The following is a 22,194-nucleotide window of genomic DNA, read 5'->3' on the forward strand; positions in this document are numbered from 1 at the left end:
CGAGGAGGCTGCGAACATTCGACCGAACGGAAGGCATCGATCTTGAATCTCCTGCGTCGCGCGCTCTTGGCGTCCATCGGGGCGATGATCGGCTGGAAACCGTCATCGGCCAAGGAAATCAGCCCGGCTTCCGGCGAGGAAACGGTGACCCAAAACGAGGCGGAGGAATCGTCGGTGACGCCCCGGCATGTCTTATGTTTCCTCGGCAAGGGACGTGACCTCAGCCCCTTGTCCGAAGCGGCATCGCAGGCGATCCGTGACTTCGCCACCGGCTTCAGCATCGACGGGGACTATTCCCAGGCCGAGCCTGATGACCGTATGAGCCAGTCATTCGCCGTGTGCTGGGATCGGGTCGAAGCCGATGCGTGGAGCCCGGCAGACGAGGAGGCCGTCGCCGATCATCAGTCGGTCCTCTATGTCCTCGGGCCGAGCATGGCGCAGGCGGGGACGGTGAAGGTTTCGATGCTGGCGCTGCGCCTCGTTGAACGGCTGATCGGTGCGGGAGCGGTTGCGGTAAAGGGCGAAAGCGCCGGCATTGCCCATGGCCTCGACCGATGGAGCGAGCTGATCGGGCAAGGCGCCGAGGCGGTAAAGGCCGCCGACCCGCTGACCCAGCAACGGATCGGCCGGCTGGCCTTTGCGAAGCGGCCGCTATCGGTTCCGGGATACCTGGAGAGCGTCGGTTTCCATCTCGTCGGATTGCCGGAGGTCTATGTGCCTGAGACGGCCGGCAGCGAAAGGCAGATCGTCGCCATCATGGATGCGGTTGCCGACGAGATCGCGCAGCAGGGCCTCGAGCCGACGCTCAAGGAGCGCCGTGCAAGCCTCTCCTTCGATTCGACTTACGAACCGGATGAGTTCAAGTTCAACCCATACGGCATAGTCAAGCTGCCCAAGTGAGCCTGGGCTGTCGTCCCGCAGGGCTTCGATTTCCGGTTTAGTTGTAAGTGATCGTGTCGCCGACCCTCGGGCGATTGAAGTAATGGCGATCGAAGCTGTAGCCATTCTGCCCGGTGAAATTCGAAAAGAACGCCGAGACCGGCGTCGTCAATGTGTACTGCACCCGGGTCAGCACCACCTGCACGCCGTCATCCTGGATCTCCGAAGGGACCTCGATTGTGCTCGCCGAGCCGGAGGTAAGAGCGGAGGTGTTGAGCGCTGCAGACCAGTTGACCGTCGCGCTGCCGCTCTTGGCGATATCGTCCACCGCCAGCGTGATCGTCAGCCCGGTCGTGTCATAGGGCTGCAGGATGAAGCTGGCGCCGGAGAGAAGCTTGGCGACATCGGATTTCGTCCAGGAGCCCTGCTGTGAAATCATGTCGCCTGTGGAAGAGGCGATCTCATCTATCTTTCGGCTGACTGTGAGTGCATGGCCGAGATCGACGGTGCCGAACAGGAGCATCACCAGGATCGGCAACACCAGCGCGAATTCCACACCCGAAGCCGCCGACCGGTCGCACAGGAGATGACGGGCGCGGGATCGGGCGAAGCGGAAGAAGGACAGGCTCCGTTTTATGATCATGTCAGAAAGGCTCGTTGCGGAACAGAACGGAAGATCCGAGCAGGTAGCGGCCGTCCGAAAGCTTGGCGCTCGACAGGCTGAAGAAATTGACGACGGCTGTCCATGGCAGGAATGTCTGAACCAGGATGTAGTCGCTGCCCTTGCCGATATCATAGGTCTCGGTGACAGTGAGATTGCCGCTGTCGTCGATGGGGTCGGCGCTGGCGGCGGACGAGAGGTCGGAAAGCACGTTCACCTTGACCAGCAGACCGCTGGAGCAGCTGAACGAGAGAAGCATGTCGTTGCAAATCCCGGCCTTGAAATCGGCCAGCGTGATGTTGGAGGACGCAACCTCGCCGGTGCGGATCATCCGGGAGATCTTGTGCACCGAAGCGTCCAGCGCCGAGTTGACGAAGAACATTAGCGACACTTCGATAATGCCGAATATCATGATGAAGAGCGGCAGAGCCAGGATCGCAAATTCGATCGCTGCGACCCCTTTGCGGTCGCCAAGCAGACGGCGCAACGATGCGAAGTGTTTCCCTCGCCTCATTGGGTCAGCCGGACGGATGCGAGATATTGGGTGAAAAGCGCCGACAGACCTGCGGTGATCTCGGTCGACGACGACGCGGATATGAACAGGCTCTTGGAGGATGCGCAGTCGGAAAGCGCATAGGGAATGTAATCCCGTCTCGTGATGCTGGTCGACACGCCGCTTTGCATGGTGCCGCCGTAGGTGCTCTTCCAGCTGGCGCTTGCCATGGTCGAGCCCACAGTGGCGTTGTAACCCCAGTCCGAGGTGATCGGCAGGTATTCGGTATAAAGAACCGCCATGGTGGCGGACTGATTTTTGACGTAGGCGCACCAATCCGGATTAAGCGGCGCGACTTTGTTCCAGTATGCCCCGTACGTCGCCTGCCCGTTCTTCCATGTCACCTTGTCAGTCACCCATTCGCGCTGCGACTGGACGCCGTCCGTCAGCAGGAGAACCAGCTTGAGCGGCGAGCCCGAGGATGTTCCGTCCCCGCCTGTGCCGACTTTCTGTTTCAGCGTCGCCAGAGAGACGTCAAAATAGGTGGCTGCCTTCGAGGTCGCGCTGGTCAGGCCGTAACTTGCGTCCGCAAGGCGATTGCGCGCCGTGTCCGTGCTGAGCGTCGGGGTCAGAACTTCCGTGAGGGTATCGCCGAGGCTATATAATCCGACCTTGATGCGTTGATGATTGCTGTCGGAGTCGTCGATCATGTCGAGCACGTCTCTGACGGCGTCACCGGCAACATCGGCGCGCAGCTTAATGGTCTTGGCCGCGCTGTATTCGTAATTGTTGGCGTATTTCGTCTTGCCGACAGTGTGCGCATCGCCCGTGTGGCAGGCGAACTGGCATCCGATGCCGGAATACATGGCCGACTGGCCGGCCGTTGTTGCCGCCAGAAGCATCGACGGCGATGTGTCGATGACGATATAGACATTGAGATAGGAGGTGGCCGGCCCCTTGACGGCGCTTGCCACGCTGACGTCGACGGTGTCGATGTTGGCGATCTTCATCAGCGTCGTAGGAACCGTGCCGCTGGCCGTCGCGGTGATCTTATGGTTTGAGGTATCGATGTCGATGTCGCCAAGCGTATAGCTGTTTTCCACCTGCGCGTGGAACCAGTCTGCAACCTTTTCCTTGAGGGCGTCGGTGTCGTCGGTATCGATCTCTTTGACTGCGGCGATCAGGGCCGTGTCGAGATCGCTCTGCATCCTCTGGCGGACATTGTAGGTACGGATATAGTCAAAGCTCGCGCCGACTGCGACGATCATCGGCACCAGGGTGAGGGCAACAACGATCGCGACATTGCCGCCCCTGTCCCTTCCGAGGCCGCGAAAGGCTTTGAAGACCCTGCCAATTGAATATGAAAGACCCGAGCGCAATAAAACCACCGTCAAATAAGTCATACTAATGTGCAAGAAGTATCCGAAGTGCTTAAGTCTTTGTTAATTCCTGCGTTTTCCGACGGGACGCGGACTGCCGACGCAATGTTTCGTGCGCAAATTGTATATGTCTGCGAATTATGGATAGGCCGTGGAATGACATATCATCTCATTCATGCTGCGGGGATCCGCATGCGTGAGTGAAGCCGGACGCGGCGATATGTCCGGCGCTCATCCGCGACCTCTCCAGCGTTTTCGTTCAACAGCCTGAGCTATCCAAGCACGGATATCAGCGCTTTGGCGGCAGGTTCTGCTCTTTCTCGGGCCGAAGACCAGGCCGACGAGGCTGGTGTGGGACATTTCCGCCAGGCCGGAAATTGGATAACCCAGCGATGACCGTGCGTATCAAGATTTCGCATTCAGCGCTGGATCAGGAGGTCATGCAGGCGTTGTTGAACGCCCTGCGGGGACATGTTCCGATTGTTGAAGAAGTCGCTCACTATGCCGATCCAGCCTTCCGACTTCTGGGTCGGCATGGCCTGGGATTGGGCGCTCACTTCGCCCTTCCTGGCCGAAATTAGCCACTTAAACCCGGTCTTTATTCGGCTCCGACGAACTCAGTTTCTTCAGAAGCGCTTCGGAAAGAGGTTCAACAAACGGGGAAGACAGGAGATCAAGAACTTTCCCCGTTGACATTCTACCTACTAGAAGGTCATCAGCAATCTTTCTGGGCGATCAGCGTACCGACAGAGACAGTCGAGGGGAGCCCGGGTCTGATCGTTATTGAGAAAGACGGTCGGCGCCTATTCAAATCTATGCCCTGGGGATTCCCGCTCCGGCTTCAGGGCATGAAACCTGACTCTAAACCCAAGCCTGTCAACAAATATCGCCGATCTTAAAAGGCATCTGGATCGGCCTTGCGCGCAAGCCGCAATGGCGTGCCTGATCCTGCTCACCGGCTTCGCCGAGATAGTTGGCGACGGAGTGGTCCTCGGTTCAGATCCCTTCAAGCCGCCACACTCAAAACGTAGGGAGCAGTCGGTGAGGTCTAATCCGTTTAAAACTCGGAGTTCACACACACCGCATGCCATTTTTTAGAAGTTAAAACGACTTATAGTTCTTCAAGATTCTCGTTTAAGGCCTCAATGTCACGAAGGCGTTTTCGCCCTTCAACCCCGGCTTTTTCGAAACACCGGGTAATCAGCAAATGGCACAACGCCATCACCGAGGTGTGGTTGAACAACGGGCCGGGCGCAAGTGTCTGGCATTGGAAGTGCCAACCGGCGGCCGTCTCGAAGGGTGCGCTTTCGTCGGTAACGTAAAGAAGATTTGCCTTCGATCTCCGGATTTGCTCGAGAATTGCGTCCATCTGCGCAATTCGTCGGCGCATAGCAAAGACGACGACGACGTCCTTTTCACGAAGGCTCACGAAATGTTCGCCTAATGTCTGCCCAGAACCGGGGATGGCGACGATGTTTTCAATGACCTGGATCAGTTGCCATTGAAGATACGAGGCAAATGGGTGACTGCTTCGAAATCCGACAACCCAGACTTTTCGCGCATGGAGGATTGCTTCAGCTGCGGCCTCTATCTGACTGTCGGGAATAGAAATGAACGTCGCTTCAAGGTTTGCGATGCCTTGGGCTATATGTGCCTCTACCGACTGGATCGACGCAGCGTTGGCCGAACTCGCGAGAAAAAGCCGGGACCCGGTTTGCTTTTCCTCCCGCGCATGGCGGCGGGCTTCCTCGTAGGTTTCATAGCCGAGCCGCTGGATGAACCGTGTGACAGTGGCCTTTGAAACGTGCGCGAGTGCCGCAAGTTCCTGTGCTGAATAGCTCGCGAGTTCGCCGGGAAAATCGCAAACGAACTCAGCCAATCGCTTTTCCGCCGGATGAAGGTTGGGAAGCGCCTCTCTCACGCGAAACAGGAACGAACGATCTTTCGGCACAGTACTCTCCGCGACATCTCCAGGCGGCGGACTTTCCGTCGCAATCTCCCGATTTGCAATCGGAAAACTCAAGCTGCCGCGCCCGAGCGCCCTTGTCACTGCGCCAAACTCGCAGCGACTGATGCGAGAGGAAACATCCGCTTGAGGAGGAGTTTAGTGGCTGATTCAATCGGGGCGATCACTGGCGCGGACAGCTGCTGCTGAAGTTGGGCCGCTGCTCTGCCAAGCGGCCCGCCGCCGATGATGACCACCTCGGCGCCATCAAAATCCAGGCACTCTTTGACGGCAATGGCGAGGGCTGTCTGCAGCCGCTCTGGCTCGAAGGAGAGAGAGATTGGGTCCCCACTGGTCAATCGAGTGCCGGTGAAAAGGTTGGCAAGCCCGAGGCTCACTGCCTTTGCCGCGAAGCTCTCGACGAGATCTGGTGTGACTGTCGCAATGCCGAACCGTCGTCCGCCGAACGCAGCTTCCAGCATGCTTGCCTCGCATATGCCGATAATGGGTATATCGGTCATTTGTCTCAGCGGTTCGAGCCCCGGATCCCCGAAAGCGCTGACGATGATGCCATCAGCCCTTGACGCCGCGGTCAACCCCATCTGCACGACGCCGTCGGCGGAGGCGGCAAGCTCATTGCCGTTGAGGATCATCGGCACGCCTCTTGCCGCGGTCACGCCTTCGACCGAAATGCCAGCGGGAACAGACTGGCGAGCGATGTCGGTCATCATCGCCGTGGTCGCCTCCGATGTGTTTGGATTGATGATAACGATGTGTGTCATGGTCCTTCGGACGCCGCAGCCGCGCGTCCACCTCCCTGATTTATTGTATTTTTCGGGTTTCTCAGCCGTATAGAAGGCAGGCAACCCGGCCAGCTCGTCCCGCTGCGACGAGTGCCGGAACTTCGGTAAGACAGGGTTCTGATACCTGCGCGCATCGTGGCGCAAACGCGCAGCCGGGCGGCATGTTGGCCAGATCCGGCGGCGCGCCCGGAATGGTGATCAGTCGATCGCGGCCGTTTGCAAGTTCAACGCGCGCGCCGAGCAGCCCTTTTGTATAGGGATGTTTCGGCTCGCGGATGATGTCTTCAACGCGCCCCTCCTCGACGACCCGTCCCGCGTACATGACCGCGATGCGGTCAGCGACCTCGGCAGCAACGCCGATATCGTGGGTTACGAAGATGACGGACAATCCATACTCCTTCTGCAATTCGCGGATTAGCAGCAGGATCTGGATCTGTACGGTGGCATCCAGCGCCGTCGTCGGCTCATCGGCGAGAAGGACCTTTGGATTGCACGCCAGCGCCATGGCGATCATCGAGCGCTGCAACATGCCGCCCGACATCTCGTGGGGGTAATTCTGAAGGCGACGCTCTGGCGAGGGAATGCGAACCTTCTCAAACAAGGCAAGCGACCGGGCAGCCGCGGCGGAGCGAGAAATCTTTTCATGGCGCATGATCGTCTCTTCGATCTGCCGGCCAAGCGTGTAGACCGGATCGAGGGCAAGACGCGGCTCTTGAAACACCATCGACACGACGGCGCCACGCAGATTGCCGAGCTCGCGCGTCGACAGGCCGGTGACCTCGCGTCCGGCCACCGACATCGACCCGTCGATTGTCGTCCCCTTCGGATGCATACGAAGCAGCGAGCGCATGGTGACGCTCTTGCCCGACCCGGACTCCCCCAGGAGGGCCACGACCTCGCCAGCCCTTACCTGGAGGCTGACGCCATTGACGGCCTTCACCGGCTTGCGTCCTCGATTGAAGGTAACGGAGAGGTTCTGAATATCGATCACAACATCGGATTGCGTCATCTCAAGCCTCCATGGTGATGGGCGCACGGCTGTGGCCCGACCCCGGTGTCGACATTAGGCAGGCGGTGGACTGCTCGTCGGAGACAGTTGCCAGCGACGGCGCAGTTCGGCTGCAGGCATCCTCGGCGAAGCTGCAACGGGTATGAAAGCGACAGCCGCTGGGCGGATCGATCGGGTTCGGTGGATCCCCAGAAAGCGGCGGCTCCAGCGTTCTCTCAGATGGATCCATTTTCGGCATCGAGGCCAGCAGCGCCGAAGAGTAGGGGTGCTGCGTGTTTTCGAAGATTGCCTGCCGGCTGCCGATCTCGGCGACCTTGCCGAGATACATCACCATGACCCGGTCGCACATGAAGCGGACCACGTTGAGATCGTGGGAAATGAAGAGATAGGTCAGACCGAAGTCGCGCTTGAGGTCGAGCAGCAAGTTGAGAACCTGTGCTTCCACCGATTTGTCGAGCGCGGAGACCGCCTCGTCGAGGATGATCAGCCTTGGTTGGAGCGCCAGCGCGCGGGCGATGTTGACGCGTTGCCGCTGCCCGCCCGACAGTTCGTGCGGGTATCGCCCGGCAAAGCGCGTCGGCTCCAGCCCCACCCGATGAAGCAGGTCGTGAGCGCGCGCAATCGCCTTTCCGGCCGGAACACCATGAACCTGCGGCGCAAAGGCGATCGATTGCTCGATCGTCAGCCGAGGATTGAGCGAGGCATAGCTGTCCTGGAAGACCATCTGCACCTGACGGCGGTATTGAGCAAGCGGCAACGTGCTGCCGACAGTCTCGCCATCGAACAGGATGTCGCCCTGATCGCGAACGATGAGGTTCATCAACAGCCGCGCCGTCGTCGATTTACCGCAGCCGCTTTCCCCGACGACGCCGAGCGTCTCGCCCTTGAGAATATCGAAGTCGACGCCATCGACGGCGCGCACGACTTTCCGCGGCCCGAGAAAGCCACTGGTTTTGACCGGAAAATGCTTCAGAAGCCCGCGGGCGGAGATGAGGGGCTGAGCCGGTCCACCGCGCTCGCCGATTTGCATATCCTGATTGTAGGGTGAAATTGCTGCGCTCATGATTTCACGTCCATGGCTGTGCGCAGCCCGTCGGAGAAAAGATTGAAGCAGACCGAGGTGGTGAAGATCATCAATCCCGGCAGAGCCGCGACGAACGGATTGTTGTAGATCGCTGTTCTCAGCGTATTCAACATCAGTCCCCATTCGGCATCGGGCGGACGCACGCCAAGGCCGAGAAACGACAAGCCGGACGCAAGTATCATCGAGACCGAGATCAGGCTGGTGGCGAAGACGAAAATGGGACTGAGAACATTGCCGAGAATGTGCACCCGAATGATGGTGCGATCAGGAGCGCCGGATGCGCGGGCCGCATCGACGTAGTCGAGTTTCCTGACCTGGGTCGTGACGCTTTCTGCAACGCGCGCGATCTGCGGGATGAAGACCACGGTCAGCGAGACCAGCGCATTGGTCAGGCCCGAACCAAGGGCGCCTGACAAAGCGACGGCGAGCAGCACGGAGGGGAATGCGTAAAAGACGTCGATCGTGCGCATGATCAGCGTGTTGGTGATCCCGCCGGCATAACCGGCAATGATGCCGATTCCTGAGCCGATGACGAAGGCGATCGGAACCGGGATGACGCCCATCACCAGAGAGAGACGGGCGCCATAAATCAAACGCGAGAGCATATCGCGTCCAAGTTCGTCGGTGCCGAGCATATATCCGGGCGTCCCGATCGGCTTTAGGCGGCGAATGACGCTGCCTTTCGACGGGTCGTAAGGGGCGATATAGGGCGCGAATATCGCGATGAGCACCAAAAGAATGACGACGCCCAAAGCCGCGAGCGCCACCGGATCACGACAAAGACGGCGAACGACACCGCTCCAGAAACCCGGTGATTTGAGGATTTTGGGCGCTTCCGAGGCCAGATCTGCTGTAATGACGGCCATGGGTCAGCTCCTCTGGATGCGTGGATCGATTGCGCTCTGCAGCACATCGACGATGAGGTTCAGGAGGACGAAGAACATCGCAAGTACGAGGATCGTGCCCTGCAGGATCGGCAGGTCGCGGGTGAAGATGGCGCCGTTCAACAGGAAGCCGGTGCCCGGCCAGGAGAACACGGTCTCGATCAGGATCGATCCGCCCAGGAGATAGCCGAGCTGCAGGCCCATGACAGAAATTGCGGTCGGGGCGGCATTGCGCACCACATGGCGCATGATCTGCCGGTTCATCAGCCCCTTGGCAGCCAGCGCCTGGGTGAAATCCTGTGACAGGATATCGGCCACCAGCGAGCGGATGGTGCGGGCGATTATTCCCATCGGGATGACGGACATCGTGACCGCAGGTAGGATCAGGTATTGCATATATTCCCAGCTGAAGCTGCGTCCGTCCGATCCTCCAGGCCCGCCGCCCATTGCCGGCAGCCAACCGAGCGTGACAGAAAATGCAATGACGAGAACCATGCCCAGCCAGTAATGCGGGACGCTGACACCAAGCATCGCGAAAGCGGAGGCGAGGCGATCGATCCAGCCGCCCCGGAAGACGCCTGCCACGAAGCCGAGTACCGAGCCGACGGTGAAGCCGATGATCGTCGCGGCAAGCGCCAGGATGATCGAGTTGACCGAGGCATCCATGATTTCGCTGAGCACCGGGCGGCCGGACGCGATCGAGACACCCAGGTCGCCATGCAGCGTACGCCATGCCCACAGGGCATATTGCACCGGCAGCGGGCGATCAAGGCCGTAGAAGGCCCGCATCTGGTTCTGCATCTCTGCAGAGGCGTCGGATGGCAGGATCGCGGCCAGTGGGTCACCTGGAGCTATATGGATCAGCATGAAGCAAACGATGCTCACACCGATGGCCACGGGAATGACATGCAGCAGTCGTTTCAAGGCATAGGCCAGCATGGTTTCCTCACAATATTGTTCGGATCGGGCATAATGAACTGCGCGCCGGCGTGCCGGCGCGCAGGCCCATGCGTTGGATCAGGGGTCCATGCTGATGGTGGAGAAGTCCTGGAACCAGTTCTGTGCCTGGACGAAGCCCTTGATCTTGCCGGTCATGGCACGCGGGTTGACGTCATGGGTCACCATGAGGAACAGGGCTTCGTTCACGTATTTCTCGTGGATCTGCTGAAGCACCTTGTCCTGTTCGGCAGCGTCGAAGGTCGTGCGCACCTTGTCGAAGAGGGCATCCATCTCAGGGTCGCAATAGTAACCCCAGTTGGTACCGTTCGGTGGTGCGAGGTTGCATTGCGACTGGCGGATCAGCGCGGTGAAGGGATCCTGGATGAAGTAACTGTAGTTGATCGCCGTCGCACCCTTGGCGCTCGGATCCTTAGCACCGGCACGCCAAATGTTGATGACGGTGTTCCAGTCAGCGACCTCGTATTCGATCTTGATGCCGATTTCAGCCAGCGTCTGCTGGATGTATTCGTTCATCTGCAACGGCAGCATCTGGCCCGAGCCGGAGGACGAGATGATGACTTTGGTCGTGATGGGCTTGTCCGGACCGAAACCGGCCTCAGCCATCAGCTTCTTTGCCTCTTCGACATTGTAGCTCAGCTTGAACGTCGGGTTGCCGAACCACTGGTGGCCAGGCGGCAGATAGCCCTGCGCCGGGATCGACAGGCCGCCGAGCAGTTCGTTCAGGCCGTCGCGATCGACCGCAAGGTTTGCCGCCTTGCGAACGCGAATGTCATTCCACGGCGAACCCTCGACACGAGAGAAATGCCAGGTCCAGTTGTGCGGATAGGAGTTGGTGATGATCTTGAAGCCTGCGTCCTTCAGCGAGCTGACGGAATCTGGAGCCGGTGCTTCGATCCAGTCGACCTGGCCGGACCGAAGCGCGGCGACGCGGGTGTTCGGTTCAGGCAGCGGGATTAGAATCAGCTTGTCGAGCTGTGGTACGCGCTTCTTGTCCCAGTAGTCCTTGTTCGGCGTCAGCTCGACGCGCTCGCGCGGGGTGAAACCACTTTCCATTTTCCATGGGCCGGTGCCGGAGGGTTTCTGGGCAACCGCGTCCCAGCTCTTGTTCTGGGCTTCCCAGTTCGTCGGCGATGATATCAGGATCCAGCTGATCTGATAGGGCAGGGTGGCATCCGGTGTCTTGGTGGTAATTTCGACCGTGAGCGGATCGATGACCTTGTAGGAGGCAACGGCCGGAATGCGTGATTTGCCTTGCGCGGACTGACGCTTGTCGAACTGTGGGGCATCCTGCTTCAGGATCTTGTCGAGATTCCATACAACGGCATTCGCGTCAAAGGCGCTGCCATCATGAAACTTCACCCCATCACGAAGCTTGAATACCCATTTCGTTTTATCAGTCGCGTCGACGTCCCAGGAGACCGCAAGGCTCGGTATCAGGCTCGAAGGCTTGTCTGCGCTCGTCAGATCCCATTCGATGAGCGAATTGTAGACGGTATAGCCCATGAACCGCTGACCCTCGCCCCCTTGGTCAGTTTGGCCAGTCGTCAGGGGAATATCGGAGGCAGTCATCCCGATGCGCAACGTACCCGCAGCCAGCGCTCCGCTTGCGTTTGCCGTCATCATTGCAAACGTAGCAGATACTGCAAGGATTGCCGTGCGGAAGATCATGGTCATTCGCTGGCTACGGGAAATGTGAGTGTCCCTATGCGTCATTCTGTTCCCTCTTTTTTGCTGCCGCTGAGCGTCTGCCCAGTCGAAAGAAGAGAAGCAGGTTTCGTGCCAAGTTATGTGAAACTATAATTTCATCTTATTGGTCAATTAGATAACCTCTTAGGGGGAGATGTATTGCTCGCTGATGATGACTTTGATGTTGCCGAGTTTGTGAACGGCAGTCAAAGCATATGCTCAAACAAGCGCCAGGGCTCCACCGTGAGCAAAAACAGCTATTTCTCAGCCGTGGGCGGACGGCCTCCTCAGACAAATATTCCATCGAGCAAGGCTGAGTTTACGACGGCCTACGCGGTTACACGCGTGGCCTCTTGACGGCCAATCTTCACAATGCGCGTCGCGGATCGCGCCTGGAAACGATCGCCGGATCCCCCAGCGCTCGTAACGAAGCCGACCAACTGCTCATTTGCCCCTCACTGCGCCCATGTAGTTCCCGCTTGCTTGGAGACAATCCCGCCAGTGATGAGCTTGGGACCTAGACGAAGAGTGCGCTGTTTTCTCGGGCCACCGGCGCCGATGTGCTTCCGGCAAGAACGCTCTTTTTTTGCCGGGCACGACGTGGGAGCGGAGAACAGGGCCACGATCGCTCGCTCATCGAAACCTGAAAGCTCAACGCCGTCGATCCGCTTGCCTATCTGACCGCCACTCTCACCGCCATCGTCAACGGCCGCAAGCAGAGCCGGATCGACGAACTCTTGCCGTGGCATTGTCCGGTCTTATGTCGCTAGTGCCGCTAATGACTGCTGAGGCCCGAAGCGGTCACTGGGAATAGTCCGATTTTAGGCCCTCGCTGTTACTATCCATATCGAGGCGACTAGTGCCACGCTCGCCGGGTTTTCGAGCCCTGCGAGTGCTTCGCGCAACTTGGGTTGCGCCGTCGACTTGATCATGGCGTTCTCGCGAGCAATTTTACCAAGCGGGCCAATGCTCAACAGCACGCGCGTCATTGCGTCAACGTCACCACTTGTCACTGCTTCGTCATAAGGCACGATCGCAATGTCTTTAAATCCGGCAGACATCAGAACGTTGTGAACATATCCCGCGTCTGAAAAGCTGAAAGGGGTGTCGTCTTCTGGCGATTGAAATCCCGCCGCAAGTAACGGAAACCTGTCCAATTCATTATCCCGAAAGGGCCGCCAACAGCAGAATGCAAGCCTGCCATCGAGCTTTAGCAACCCGATGGAAATTGGAGAAAGCGGCTATTGGATCGCCAAATGACATCACGCCAAAACGGGAGAAAATCGCATCCACGCTGCGGGGGGTAGCTCCAGAACCTGAGCGTCAACCTCAATCAAGCGAACACATTTGCATTGGCTCGTACGTTGACCGGCGACCGCGAGGAGCTATTCTGGAATATCTACACCGTAAATCAACCCTTCCTCACCGACCCGATCCACTAATTGCAAGATCGTCTGCCCGTCCCACAACCGACATCGGTCACGGTATCCGTAGGACCCAAATGCAACTCCTCCATGGCTCGCAGGCCAAGAGGAGAAAGCTGGCGGTCAATGAGTTCGTATTCTTCGGCCCAGGCCTTAGCGTGCAATTGCCTTGGACTGCAGGTATCGATGCCTGCTTCTGTCATTCACTGGTCCGTCCGATGATCCCGTGATTTCCCATCCGCGTGTGAGCGGCACACCGCCTCTGATGTCCGTTGTCAATGCTTTAGGCGCGAGGAACCGACCGCCCAAACGAACGGCTGTTCATGATGATGATCGCGTATGGGTGGAGGCGGAACTCAAGGACGTCGGTGATCAAGCTCTGATGCGCGGATTGGCTACCGCATTCCCGATAGTGCGTCCGGGGCTGCTCCGATCTTACTGCGGGCGTCGGTCAAATGCCGGCCACAAAGCGTCTGACGGGTGTTCCCCTGCCGTTGTTCCGCCCCCGCCCATGCGCGAGGTGCAAGTTCGATGTGGCGATCTATAATCTGATCGCCTGCGCCTCCCTTGCAACAGCCCACATGAAGCCGGTCAGCTCACGGGCAATGGCGGTACAAACCACCGTCGTTCGCTTTCCGCGCCCGGTCAACATTCGATAACGAGCCGTCAACCGGCTCTGAGCCTTCCATGCTATCTCCCGCACTTTCGGCGGCGCTTGCTCCAGACGGTACAGCTTCCTCGCGCCGACCTTCGGCGGATGGCGATAAGTCCAGGCGCTCTCGACCAACATGTGCCGAACCCGGCCGTCTCTCGACTGGACGCCGGGCCCAGCATCAATGGAGAACAGCCATGACAGAGTATATCGGTCTCGACGTGTCAATGAAAGAGACAGCAATTTCGATCCGTCGCGCGGGCAGGCGGATCTGGCGCGGGAAGTGCGCCTCTGATCCCGCCGCCATAGCCGAACTTATCCGCACGCGAGCGCCAAGTGCGGAGCGCCTTGTGTTCGAAACGGGCCCTCTCTCGGTATGGTTCTATCATGCGCTGCGCGCCGAGGGACTGCCGGCCATTTGCGTCGACGCTCGTCACGCCAAAGCCGTGCTCGACATGGCTGCCAACAAAACCGATGCCAACGACGCCGACGGGCTCGCGCACCTGGCGGAGGTCGGTTTCTTCCGCGAAGTCCGAGTAAAGGCCTTCGACAGCATGCTTTCTCGGACATTGGTCGCGGCTCGCACGAAACTCATGCGAACGACACTGGACGTAGCGAACCAGATTCGGGGATTGATGAAAACGTTCGGCCTTATCGTTCCGTGCAGTATGGGGGGCAAGTTTGAGGTGCATATTCGCTCCCTCCTGGCCGACAACGCCGGCCTTTCGAGGATAATCCTGCCCTTACTCGAAGCGTGGCGTAGCCTGCGCCTCCAGGCGGCTAGGTTGGGGAAGCAGCTCCTCGCCGAAGCACGTAGAAACCAGCAATGTCAGTTGCTTATGTCGATCCCCGGCGTTGGCGCGATCACAGCTACTGCCTACATAACTGCCGTCGAGGATCCCGCGAACTTCAAGCGATCGCGCTCGGTAGGCGCATGGCTAGGGTTGACGACGCGGCGCTATCAATCAGGCGAAGTAGACTATGACGGCCATATCTTCAGACGCGGTGACACTCATGTGCGTTCGCTTCTCTATGAAGCGGCGGTGGTGATCCTGACCCGCAGCCGGGCCGACAGCGATCTGCGTAAATGGGGTACAAAACTACGCGAGAAGATTGGCTTCAAACGCTCCGCGGTCGCTGTCGCCCGCAAACTCGCCGTCATCATGCATGCGATGCTTCGATCCGGTGAGCCCTTCAACAGGGCGACAGCCACTACCTAACTCTCGAGCTCTGTAACGCCCATGGCGTGAAGAGGCGTCCCTGCCGGGACCGAGGCTGGTCCATTCCGTTAAGACCGTTGCACCACGAGTTGCTCGGAGCGTGCGAGACATACATTGGAAGGACCGTCCCGCGAAGCACCATAATGCGGCGACCCATGTCGACCGCGTAGACGACCATGCTCTCGGCAAACAGCCTCTCACACCTAAAAAGGCGCTTGCAAATCTCGCTATTAGACGACGGCCTTACACAGATCCGGCTGACCACCTGGGTCGGTCATGAGAGCCCGGGAGTCAATCGAGCACACATCGGATGGTGTAATCCGGAGGATGACCGGGGGACGCGGGGCAGTCGTTAAGACGGCTAGTTTGACAGGCAGAAAGAAGCCGACTTCGCTCGTTTCTGGGCCTGCCTCCGGGGTCATCCCGCCCTGGCGCTCGCAAAGAAAAAACAGTTTTTAAAAGTCCTTGCGTCCGGATCATACGGTTGTTTTGGCTTGTGTCGTACGCTGCTCCGTATCCTAACGTTAGGCACCTCGTTACCAAGCGACTTCGTAGATCCTCGCGGCATCCGACAGCGACACCGTGCGCGGATTGTTGACCAGCAGGCGGATCTGTTTCATCGCACTTTCCGCTAGCAGGGGAAGCCCGTCCTTGGGAATTCCGACATCCCTCAGGCGTACGGGCAGGTTGAGGCGCACAGGCAGTATTGCCAGTCCTTCGATGAAACCGGCAAGCCGCTCAGCCTGACCGGCGGGCTCAAGGTCAGGAAAAAGGCACGGCGCCAGTTCCGCATAGGCATCACCGCACGCGATCGCGTTGAAGCGCAGCACATGCGGCAGGACCAGACTGTTGGAAAGGCCGTGCGCAACGTGATAGCGGCCACCGATCGGGTAGGCGAGAGCATGGACGGCAGCGACCGGCGAATTGGCAAAGGCCTGACCGGCCAACATGGCGCCGAGCAGCATCGCCTGCCGGGCGGCGAGATCGGTTCCTTTCATGACTGCGATCTCGATATTTGCCCCGAGTAGCCGAAGAGCCTCCTTGGCTAGGGCACGGGAAACCGGATTGTTGTTCGCACTCGCGGAGGTAAAAGCCTCGATGGCGTGCACCATGGCGTCAATCCCCGTTGCAGCCGTCACGGCTGGAGGAAGGCCGAGGGTCAACTCCGCGTCGAGAAGTGCCGCATCCGGCAGTAGCACCGGCGATACGACGCCTTTTTTCTCGTGTGCACCCGTAGTGACAATGGAAATTGGAGTGACTTCGGAGCCGGTGCCTGCCGTCGTCGGCACGAGTACCAGCGGAAGGCGCTGCCCACGAACCTTAGCTACACCATATATATCGCCGAGTGCTTCGCCGCTTTTGCAGAGCAGGGCTACAAGTTTTGCGACATCGAGCGACGAGCCGCCGCCAATGCCCAGCACACCCGTGGCACCGAAACCGATCGCCTGCGCCACAGCCGCATGAATGATGGCTTCCGGCGGATCGGCGACAACGCCGGTGAAGACCGATACTTCAACGCCGCCGTCCGCAAGGCTTGCCAGGGCCGGCTGAACAAGCCCCGCCTTGACGACGCCTTCGTCCGAAATCACCATGACGCGCGACCCAAGTCGCGTTTTCGTCAGCTCCGAAAGCCTTGCGATGCAGCCCGGTCCCGCGATGATCTGCGGGACGGTCGCGAATGTGAATGTGGACATCTTGGCCTGTCTCTCACTGATGCCATTTGACGAGCGGCTGATAGTGATGCGGCTGGCGCATGACGACAAGATCCTTTCGTCTGACGATGTTCGTCGGATAAGGCGTGTCGAGATTGGTGGTGTCGACGGCTGCCGCCGCAATCCCGTCCTCGTCCAGGATTGCCGATTCCTGACGCGGAAAGGCAAAGGAATCCGGCCCGAAGACAGCGCTCTTGCCTTGGTATCCCCGTGCCGCATCCAGGACGTTGGCGAAGGCGAAATAGAGGTTGTTCTCGCCACCGCGCACGCGCAACGCATGCCAGTGGTAGGGATCGGCGCCCTTGGGGATCGGATAGTTATGCGGGATTTTCGTGCCGGTGTGGCTGCCGGTGAAAGTGCCTGCTATGGCTGATGGGCAAGCGACCACGTCGCATCCCATCAGCGCGAGCGAACGGATGGCTTCCGGATAGAGCGCGTCATGGCCGACCGCCAGGCCGACGCGGCCGATGGCAAGATCGTAGACTTTCCATTCGTCGCCGGCCGTCGCCCAGCTGTCGGCAATGCCGAGATGTGTCTTGCGATAGCTGCCCACGAGGCCCTCGGGGCCGGCGAGAACAGCGCTGTTGTAGACCTTGTCCCCGTCCTCTTCGGCAAATCCGGCTACAAGATAGAAACCGAGCTTCATCGCCAGACGAACGAAGGCCGATACCGTCGGGCCCGAGAGCGATTCCGCCCTGCCATGCGGGGCCTCCAATCCTGTCAGAGATAGTTCCGGGAACACCAGAATATCCGGTGCTGTCGTTGCCTTCGCCTCGGCTGCCAGATCGGCGATGCGGGCGAGATTGTCGGCGACAACGGAGGTGGGGGCGAACTGGGCGACGGCGGCGCGCGATGCGCGTCCGCGCGGGATCGGCTGGTAGCCATAGAGACGGAAGTAATCGCCCGGATTCCAGGTGAAGCTGTTGGTCATCATGTTCATGTAGAGCTCGGGCCGGCGGGACTTGAAGACCGGTTCGAACAAGACCTCGCGGCGGCGGGCGCGGGCAAGATCGACCGTGCCATAGGCAATCCCGTCGCCCGTATCGATCGATGCTGCGACCGTGCCGTCCGGTTCGATCAGGCAGCTTCCACCGGAAAACTGCACGGTTCTCTCCAGCCCCCACCGGTTGCTTTCGATCACATAGCAGGCGTTTTCGAAGGCGCGGTTGATCCAATAGGGTGCCGGCGTGCGCTCCTGCAGCCAGTTGGAGATATGGCAGATGATGTCGGCACCGGCGAGTGCCTCCAGGCGCGCCGTCTCGAAGAAGTGCAGATCCATGCAGACCAGCATCGAGATCCGGCCGATCTCGGTTTCGAATACCTCGTGGACGATGTCGCCGTTGGCAGCCCATTTCGGTTCCGCGATATAGGGATGCGATTTGCGATGCCGGCCAACGACGCCGCCTGGGCCGATCAGGACGGCGGTATTGTAGTAAAGATCGCTTGCCGGATCGACTTCCGGCATGCCGACGACGATATAGCAGCGGTGTTTGCTGGCAATGGCCTGGAAAACATCCGTGGTCGCTCCGGGGATAGTCTCGACGAAAGGTTTCACCTCGGCCCTGTCGAACCAGCAATAGCCGGTCGTGCCCATTTCGGGCGTGACGATCAGGCGCGCACCTGCCTCCGCTGCCTCCTCGCAAAGGGCTGTCAGCCGGCTGATATTGCGCGCCTTTTCGAACATGGTCGGTTCGAACTGGATGGTGGCCGCGGTATAGCTTTGTGTCGATGTCATGGTTGTTCCCATTGTCTCTATGAAAGGATATCGGTCTGTTTCAGACAGCCATATGCCGATGAACAAGCGCGTCGGAGAGCGTGTCGATGGCGCCGGCCGCGACCACGCCTCCCTTCTCCAGCATTGCGAACTGATGAGACGCGTGCCGCGCAAAGGCGACGTTTTGCTCGACGAGAATGATCGTCATGCCGATCTCGCGATTGAGCCGGATGATGATCTTTTCAATCTCCTCGACGATGGAGGGCTGGATGCCTTCGTTCGGTTCATCGAGAAGAAGCACCTTTGGGTCGGCGGCCAGCGCGCGGGCGATAGCAAGCTGCTGTTGCTGACCGCCCGAAAGCACGCCGCCAGGTCGATCGAGGTTGGCCATAAGATAAGGGAAGAGCTCCGGCACCAGCGCCGGAATCTCGCGTTTGCCATCGGTGCGGGCAAAGGCGCCCATCAGGATGTTCTCACGGATGGTAAAATCGGGAATGATCTCCCTGCCCTGGGGGACATAGGCGATACCGGCCCTGGCCCTCACATGCGTTGGGGACAAGGCGATGTCTTTTCCCTGCAGACGCATCTCGCCCGTCATGCGGTCGGTCAGCGCCATCAGGGTTTTCAACAGCGTCGTCTTGCCGGTGCCGTTGCGGCCGAGAATGCTCGTCACCTTGCCGGCCGGAACATCGAGCGTGATGCCGTGCAGGATATGGCTGCGGCCGTAGTAGCTGTGCACGTCTTTCAACGACAGCATCAGGATATTCCTTTCGAACCGAGATAGGCTTCGCGAACTTTCGGATTGCGTTCGATATCTTCGACGCTTCCTTCCGCCAGAACCTCTCCGAGATGGAGAACGGTGATGCGCTCGGCGATTTCACGGACGAAGCCCATGTCGTGTTCGACAACGAGAATCGTATGGCGACCTTTGAGATTGTTTATGATCTCTGCGGTCTTGCGGGTTTCCGCCTGGGTCATCCCGGCGGTCGGTTCATCGAGCAGAACCACCTTGGGATCCTGGACAATGAGCATGCCGAGCTCCAGCCACTGCGTCTGGCCGTGACTGAGATAGGCGGCCATCATGCCGTGCTCGGCATCGAGGCCGATGAGGGCAAGGACGTCGTCCACACGCCCTGCCTCGGCGCGCGAAAACCCAAACCGCAGATTGGCGAGCACTGAAGGGTTGCGGCAATTGGCGACCTCCAGATTCTGTCGCACGGTAAGATCGCGAAAGACGCTGGGGATCTGGAATTTCCGGCCTATGCCGGCGCGCGCGATGCGGTGTTCGGGCCAGTTGGTGATGTCGGTGTCGTAGACGAAGACCTTGCCCTGCGTGCTGCGCGTCTTGCCGCTGACCAGATCCATCAAGGTCGTCTTACCCGCGCCGTTCGCGCCAAGCAGCACACGCAGCTCGCCGTCGAAGACGGTGATGCTGACATTGTTGACGGCGCGGAAGCCGCCAAAATCGACGCTGAGACCGTCGATGGTCAATGCGATCGCACTCATATCACAATGCCTCGCTTTGTTGCTGCAACGATGAAGATGCAGCGCCTGGTTTGAGCCGGCGGATAAACTGCCGCAGCACATCATGTGCAACGCCGCCAAGGCCACGCGGCATGAACAGAACGACCAGCACGAAGATGAGACCGATGATTGCCTTCCATGCCTCGACCAGCGCTTCGGTCTCGCTGACCTCCGCCTCGATCATGTTGATCAGGATCGCGCCGATGCAGGCGCCGAGCAGGGAGGAGCGGCCGCCGACGGCAGCCCAGACCACCATCGTCACGGAAAAGGACAGGTCCATGAACGTCGGAGAGGCGAACTCTGCGACGACCACGTAGAGCATGCCGGCAACGCCGGCGATCCCCGCCGAAATCACGAAGAAAAACACCTGGTAGAGCGAGACGTCGAAGCCGAGATAGCGGGCGCGCACATGATCGTCGCGGATGGCCTGCAGGATCATGCCGGCGCGGGTTTCAACAATGAGACGGGCACCGATGAGCGTCAGCGACAGGCATGTGGCACACAGATAATAGGTCGCCCGGCTGTAGGGATCGAATTCGATGCCGCCGATCGTCAGCCAGCCAAGATCCGTCAGGCCGTTGAAGCCGTTGGTCACCGGTTGCGCATCGACCACGACGAGGCGGACAAGCAGAACGAGCGCCAGCGTGATGATCGAGACGAAAACGCCAGAAATGCGCTTGCGGAAAACCAGCATGCCAAGTGCTCCGGCAATTACCACCGGAAGCACGATGCCGAGCACCAGCCCCACCGACTGGCTTTGAAACGGAAGCCAGAGGAAGGAGCCCTTGTTGATGCAGCAAAGCTCCGTCGGCGCGCCGGGCTCGGCATTCCAGAGCATGAAATCAGGAACGGGCTTATCGGAGCCCTGTTGGAGACTGGTCAGGCTCGACAGCTTCAGCGACATGGCCAGCATGTATGCGCCGAGGCCGAAAAACAGTCCCTGGCCGAGATTGAGAATACCTGCATATCCCCATGTGAGCGCGATGGCGACGCCCAGCATGCCGTAGACCAGGTATTTCGAAATGCGATTCAGCCAGAATTCGTCGCCAAAAACGGGCGCTGCAAAAATCACCGCGATGAAGAGCACATAGGCCGCGACCTGGAATTTCCGTTCGATGCTCATGTCAGCGCCCCTTGAACGAGAACAGCCCGCTGGGCTTGACGAGAATGACGAGAATGACGACCCCGAACACGACGGCACGTGCCAGGATGTCGTTCGTCCCGATGGCGACCAGCGCATTGATTTCGCCGAGCAGCCCTGACGACAGGATGGTGCCGAAAAGGCTACCGACCCCGCCGGTGACGACGACCATGAAGCCGTCGACGACCATTGTCGTGCCCATATCGGGAAAGACCGTCTTGAAGCCGGACATCATGACGCCGGCAACACCGGCAAGGCCGGAACCGAACGCAAATGTCATGGCGTTGACGCGTTTCACGTCGATGCCGCAGGCTGCCGCCATTTTCGGGTTCCGGATGATGGCGCGAACCTGCATGCCGGCCGCCGTCCGGTAGAGAATGAACCACGTCGCCAGTGTCAGCGCGGCGGTAACGGCGATGATAAAGGTGCGGTAGGCATTGATGTCGGCGCCGGCAAGCCTGAACGTGCCCTGCAGGTAGGCAGGCACCGGGACGTTCTGCAGGCCGGCCCCAAGACCTTCGACATGAATGCCGAAAAAGGACAGGCCGAATTCGAGCCGCACGGCCTGCTGCAGGAGGATGGCGATCCCCCAGGTGGCGAGAAGCGTGTCCAGCAGACGGCCATAAAGCCGCCGCACAACCACCCGCTCGATCAGCAGACCGAGCAGGGCCGTCACGACGAAGGCCAGCGGGATCGCAAGCAGAAGGCTTGCCTTCAGCCAGATGCCGGAGAGGACGGCGACATAGGCGCCGATCATGACCATCTCTCCATGAGCCATGTTGATGACGCCCATAGCGCCGTAGGTGATGGCAAGGCCGAGCGCCACCAAAAGAAGGATCGAGCCGAGACTGAGGCCGATAAACAGAATGTCGAGCATAACGCCACCGTTCGTGACAAGGGTGGGCCGAACTCTGCTGCGCCTTGCCGATCCTGACGGCAGGATGGCAGCTTGGGGAAGAAGAGTGGAGGCCCGCCTTAACGAGACATGATCCCGCCACCCATGGATGGCGGGACGACGCGGGAG

Annotated in this window: 20 protein-coding genes and 3 pseudogenes; 4 read left to right on the forward strand and 19 right to left on the reverse strand. The window is 59.5% G+C overall.

What is annotated here, in order from left to right:
* The first annotated feature begins 42 nt into the window (after positions 1 to 42).
* Positions 43 to 900 (forward strand): hypothetical protein, encoded by an 858-nt coding sequence (locus RL_RS35025; RefSeq protein ID WP_011649187.1) that lies wholly within the window; start codon positions 43 to 45, stop codon positions 898 to 900.
* A gap of 37 nt (positions 901 to 937) precedes the next feature.
* Here RL_RS35025 and RL_RS35030 read toward each other — a convergent pair whose 3' ends face one another.
* The 11 genes from RL_RS35030 to RL_RS35080 form a co-directional block, all read right to left on the reverse strand.
* Positions 938 to 1,522 carry a TadE/TadG family type IV pilus assembly protein gene (locus RL_RS35030; protein ID WP_011649188.1) on the reverse strand — a complete coding sequence of 195 codons (585 nt, stop codon included), beginning with the start codon at positions 1,520 to 1,522 and terminating at the stop codon, positions 938 to 940.
* Between the two features lies 1 nt (position 1,523).
* The gene (locus tag RL_RS35035) at positions 1,524 to 2,054 is read right to left on the reverse strand and encodes a TadE/TadG family type IV pilus assembly protein (RefSeq protein WP_011649189.1); all 531 of its coding nucleotides are present in this window, start codon (positions 2,052 to 2,054) and stop codon (positions 1,524 to 1,526) included.
* Positions 2,051 to 3,436 carry a TadE/TadG family type IV pilus assembly protein gene (locus tag RL_RS35040; RefSeq protein WP_041937001.1) on the reverse strand — a complete coding sequence of 462 codons (1,386 nt, stop codon included), beginning with the start codon at positions 3,434 to 3,436 and terminating at the stop codon, positions 2,051 to 2,053. Before RL_RS35040 ends, RL_RS35035 begins: the two co-directional genes overlap by 4 nt.
* Before the next feature lie 395 nt (positions 3,437 to 3,831).
* Positions 3,832 to 3,969, reverse strand: a complete 138-nt coding sequence (locus tag RL_RS38790; protein ID WP_225510760.1) for an ABC transporter substrate-binding protein — start codon at positions 3,967 to 3,969, stop codon at positions 3,832 to 3,834.
* A gap of 554 nt (positions 3,970 to 4,523) precedes the next feature.
* Positions 4,524 to 5,363 (reverse strand): MurR/RpiR family transcriptional regulator, encoded by an 840-nt coding sequence (locus RL_RS35050; protein WP_011649193.1) that lies wholly within the window; start codon positions 5,361 to 5,363, stop codon positions 4,524 to 4,526.
* A gap of 95 nt (positions 5,364 to 5,458) precedes the next feature.
* A complete protein-coding gene (locus RL_RS35055) occupies positions 5,459 to 6,139 on the reverse strand; it encodes an aspartate/glutamate racemase family protein (RefSeq protein ID WP_011649194.1) in 681 nt (226 codons plus the stop codon).
* Between the two features lie 61 nt (positions 6,140 to 6,200).
* A complete protein-coding gene (locus tag RL_RS35060; protein ID WP_011649195.1) occupies positions 6,201 to 7,169 on the reverse strand; it encodes an ABC transporter ATP-binding protein in 969 nt (322 codons plus the stop codon).
* A 1-nt stretch (position 7,170) separates the two neighbouring features.
* On the reverse strand, positions 7,171 to 8,232 hold the full coding sequence (locus RL_RS35065; RefSeq protein ID WP_011649196.1) for an ABC transporter ATP-binding protein: 1,062 nt from the start codon (positions 8,230 to 8,232) through the stop codon (positions 7,171 to 7,173).
* On the reverse strand, positions 8,229 to 9,119 hold the full coding sequence (locus RL_RS35070; protein ID WP_011649197.1) for an ABC transporter permease: 891 nt from the start codon (positions 9,117 to 9,119) through the stop codon (positions 8,229 to 8,231). Before RL_RS35070 ends, RL_RS35065 begins: the two co-directional genes overlap by 4 nt.
* A 3-nt stretch (positions 9,120 to 9,122) precedes the next feature.
* Positions 9,123 to 10,076, reverse strand: coding sequence for an ABC transporter permease (locus tag RL_RS35075; protein ID WP_011649198.1), 954 nt, complete (start codon positions 10,074 to 10,076; stop codon positions 9,123 to 9,125).
* A gap of 78 nt (positions 10,077 to 10,154) precedes the next feature.
* Positions 10,155 to 11,720, reverse strand: a complete 1,566-nt coding sequence (locus RL_RS35080) for an ABC transporter substrate-binding protein (protein ID WP_049778485.1) — start codon at positions 11,718 to 11,720, stop codon at positions 10,155 to 10,157.
* A gap of 306 nt (positions 11,721 to 12,026) precedes the next feature.
* Here RL_RS35080 and RL_RS41205 point away from each other — a divergent pair.
* A pseudogene (locus RL_RS41205) lies at positions 12,027 to 12,122 on the forward strand ((S)-ureidoglycine aminohydrolase); the annotation flags it as partial.
* A 231-nt stretch (positions 12,123 to 12,353) separates the two neighbouring features.
* Positions 12,354 to 12,553 (forward strand): annotated as a pseudogene (locus RL_RS38800) (transposase domain-containing protein); the annotation flags it as partial.
* Positions 12,554 to 12,604: 51 nt separating this feature from the next.
* Here RL_RS38800 and RL_RS37020 read toward each other — a convergent pair.
* Both RL_RS37020 and RL_RS35095 read right to left on the reverse strand, forming a co-directional pair.
* The gene (locus tag RL_RS37020) at positions 12,605 to 12,940 is read right to left on the reverse strand and encodes a hypothetical protein (RefSeq protein ID WP_049778480.1); all 336 of its coding nucleotides are present in this window, start codon (positions 12,938 to 12,940) and stop codon (positions 12,605 to 12,607) included.
* An 808-nt stretch (positions 12,941 to 13,748) separates the two neighbouring features.
* A pseudogene (locus RL_RS35095) lies at positions 13,749 to 14,024 on the reverse strand (IS110 family transposase); the annotation flags it as partial.
* 32 nt (positions 14,025 to 14,056) lie between these two features.
* Between RL_RS35095 and RL_RS35100 the strand changes: the two are divergent.
* Entirely contained in the window at positions 14,057 to 15,079 is a 1,023-nt protein-coding gene (locus RL_RS35100) for an IS110 family transposase (protein WP_011649201.1), read from the forward strand.
* Between the two features lie 536 nt (positions 15,080 to 15,615).
* Here RL_RS35100 and RL_RS35105 read toward each other — a convergent pair.
* Genes RL_RS35105 through urtB form a run of 6 tightly spaced genes read right to left on the reverse strand, consistent with a single transcriptional unit; the run spans position 15,616 to position 22,047 of the window.
* Entirely contained in the window at positions 15,616 to 16,773 is a 1,158-nt protein-coding gene (locus tag RL_RS35105; RefSeq protein ID WP_011649203.1) for an iron-containing alcohol dehydrogenase, read from the reverse strand.
* A gap of 13 nt (positions 16,774 to 16,786) precedes the next feature.
* Positions 16,787 to 18,538 (reverse strand): nitrilase-related carbon-nitrogen hydrolase, encoded by a 1,752-nt coding sequence (locus RL_RS35110; RefSeq protein ID WP_011649204.1) that lies wholly within the window; start codon positions 18,536 to 18,538, stop codon positions 16,787 to 16,789.
* A gap of 28 nt (positions 18,539 to 18,566) precedes the next feature.
* A complete protein-coding gene (gene urtE, locus RL_RS35115) occupies positions 18,567 to 19,262 on the reverse strand; it encodes an urea ABC transporter ATP-binding subunit UrtE (protein WP_011649205.1) in 696 nt (231 codons plus the stop codon).
* A complete protein-coding gene (urtD, locus tag RL_RS35120; RefSeq protein ID WP_011649206.1) occupies positions 19,262 to 20,011 on the reverse strand; it encodes an urea ABC transporter ATP-binding protein UrtD in 750 nt (249 codons plus the stop codon). The genes urtE and urtD overlap by 1 nt, the downstream gene beginning before the upstream one ends.
* Before the next feature lies 1 nt (position 20,012).
* Positions 20,013 to 21,152, reverse strand: coding sequence for an urea ABC transporter permease subunit UrtC (gene urtC, locus RL_RS35125; protein WP_011649207.1), 1,140 nt, complete (start codon positions 21,150 to 21,152; stop codon positions 20,013 to 20,015).
* 1 nt (position 21,153) lies between these two features.
* On the reverse strand, positions 21,154 to 22,047 hold the full coding sequence (urtB, locus tag RL_RS35130; RefSeq protein ID WP_011649208.1) for an urea ABC transporter permease subunit UrtB: 894 nt from the start codon (positions 22,045 to 22,047) through the stop codon (positions 21,154 to 21,156).
* Positions 22,048 to 22,194 lie beyond the last annotated feature (147 nt).

Origin of the sequence: Rhizobium johnstonii 3841 (genome assembly GCF_000009265.1) — a bacterium.
GTDB classification, from domain to species: domain Bacteria; phylum Pseudomonadota; class Alphaproteobacteria; order Rhizobiales; family Rhizobiaceae; genus Rhizobium; species Rhizobium acaciae.

Bases quoted from the DNA above. Each gene is read 5' to 3' on its own strand.
- RL_RS35030 (WP_011649188.1), bottom strand. From the start codon at position 1,522: ATGATCATAAAACGGAGCCTGTCCTTCTTCCGCTTCGCCCGATCCCGC.
- RL_RS35035 (WP_011649189.1), bottom strand. From the start codon at position 2,054: ATGAGGCGAGGGAAACACTTCGCATCGTTGCGCCGTCTGCTTGGCGAC.
- RL_RS35040 (WP_041937001.1), bottom strand. From the start codon at position 3,436: ATGACTTATTTGACGGTGGTTTTATTGCGCTCGGGTCTTTCATATTCA.
- RL_RS35055 (WP_011649194.1), bottom strand. From the start codon at position 6,139: ATGACACACATCGTTATCATCAATCCAAACACATCGGAGGCGACCACG.
- RL_RS35060 (WP_011649195.1), bottom strand. From the start codon at position 7,169: ATGACGCAATCCGATGTTGTGATCGATATTCAGAACCTCTCCGTTACC.
- RL_RS35065 (WP_011649196.1), bottom strand. From the start codon at position 8,232: ATGAGCGCAGCAATTTCACCCTACAATCAGGATATGCAAATCGGCGAG.
- RL_RS35070 (WP_011649197.1), bottom strand. From the start codon at position 9,119: ATGGCCGTCATTACAGCAGATCTGGCCTCGGAAGCGCCCAAAATCCTC.
- RL_RS35075 (WP_011649198.1), bottom strand. From the start codon at position 10,076: ATGCTGGCCTATGCCTTGAAACGACTGCTGCATGTCATTCCCGTGGCC.
- RL_RS35080 (WP_049778485.1), bottom strand. From the start codon at position 11,720: ATGATGACGGCAAACGCAAGCGGAGCGCTGGCTGCGGGTACGTTGCGC.
- RL_RS35100 (WP_011649201.1), top strand. From the start codon at position 14,057: ATGACAGAGTATATCGGTCTCGACGTGTCAATGAAAGAGACAGCAATT.
- RL_RS35105 (WP_011649203.1), bottom strand. From the start codon at position 16,773: ATGTCCACATTCACATTCGCGACCGTCCCGCAGATCATCGCGGGACCG.
- RL_RS35110 (WP_011649204.1), bottom strand. From the start codon at position 18,538: ATGGGAACAACCATGACATCGACACAAAGCTATACCGCGGCCACCATC.
- urtE (WP_011649205.1), bottom strand. From the start codon at position 19,262: ATGCTGTCGTTGAAAGACGTGCACAGCTACTACGGCCGCAGCCATATC.
- urtD (WP_011649206.1), bottom strand. From the start codon at position 20,011: ATGAGTGCGATCGCATTGACCATCGACGGTCTCAGCGTCGATTTTGGC.
- urtC (WP_011649207.1), bottom strand. From the start codon at position 21,152: ATGAGCATCGAACGGAAATTCCAGGTCGCGGCCTATGTGCTCTTCATC.
- urtB (WP_011649208.1), bottom strand. From the start codon at position 22,047: ATGCTCGACATTCTGTTTATCGGCCTCAGTCTCGGCTCGATCCTTCTT.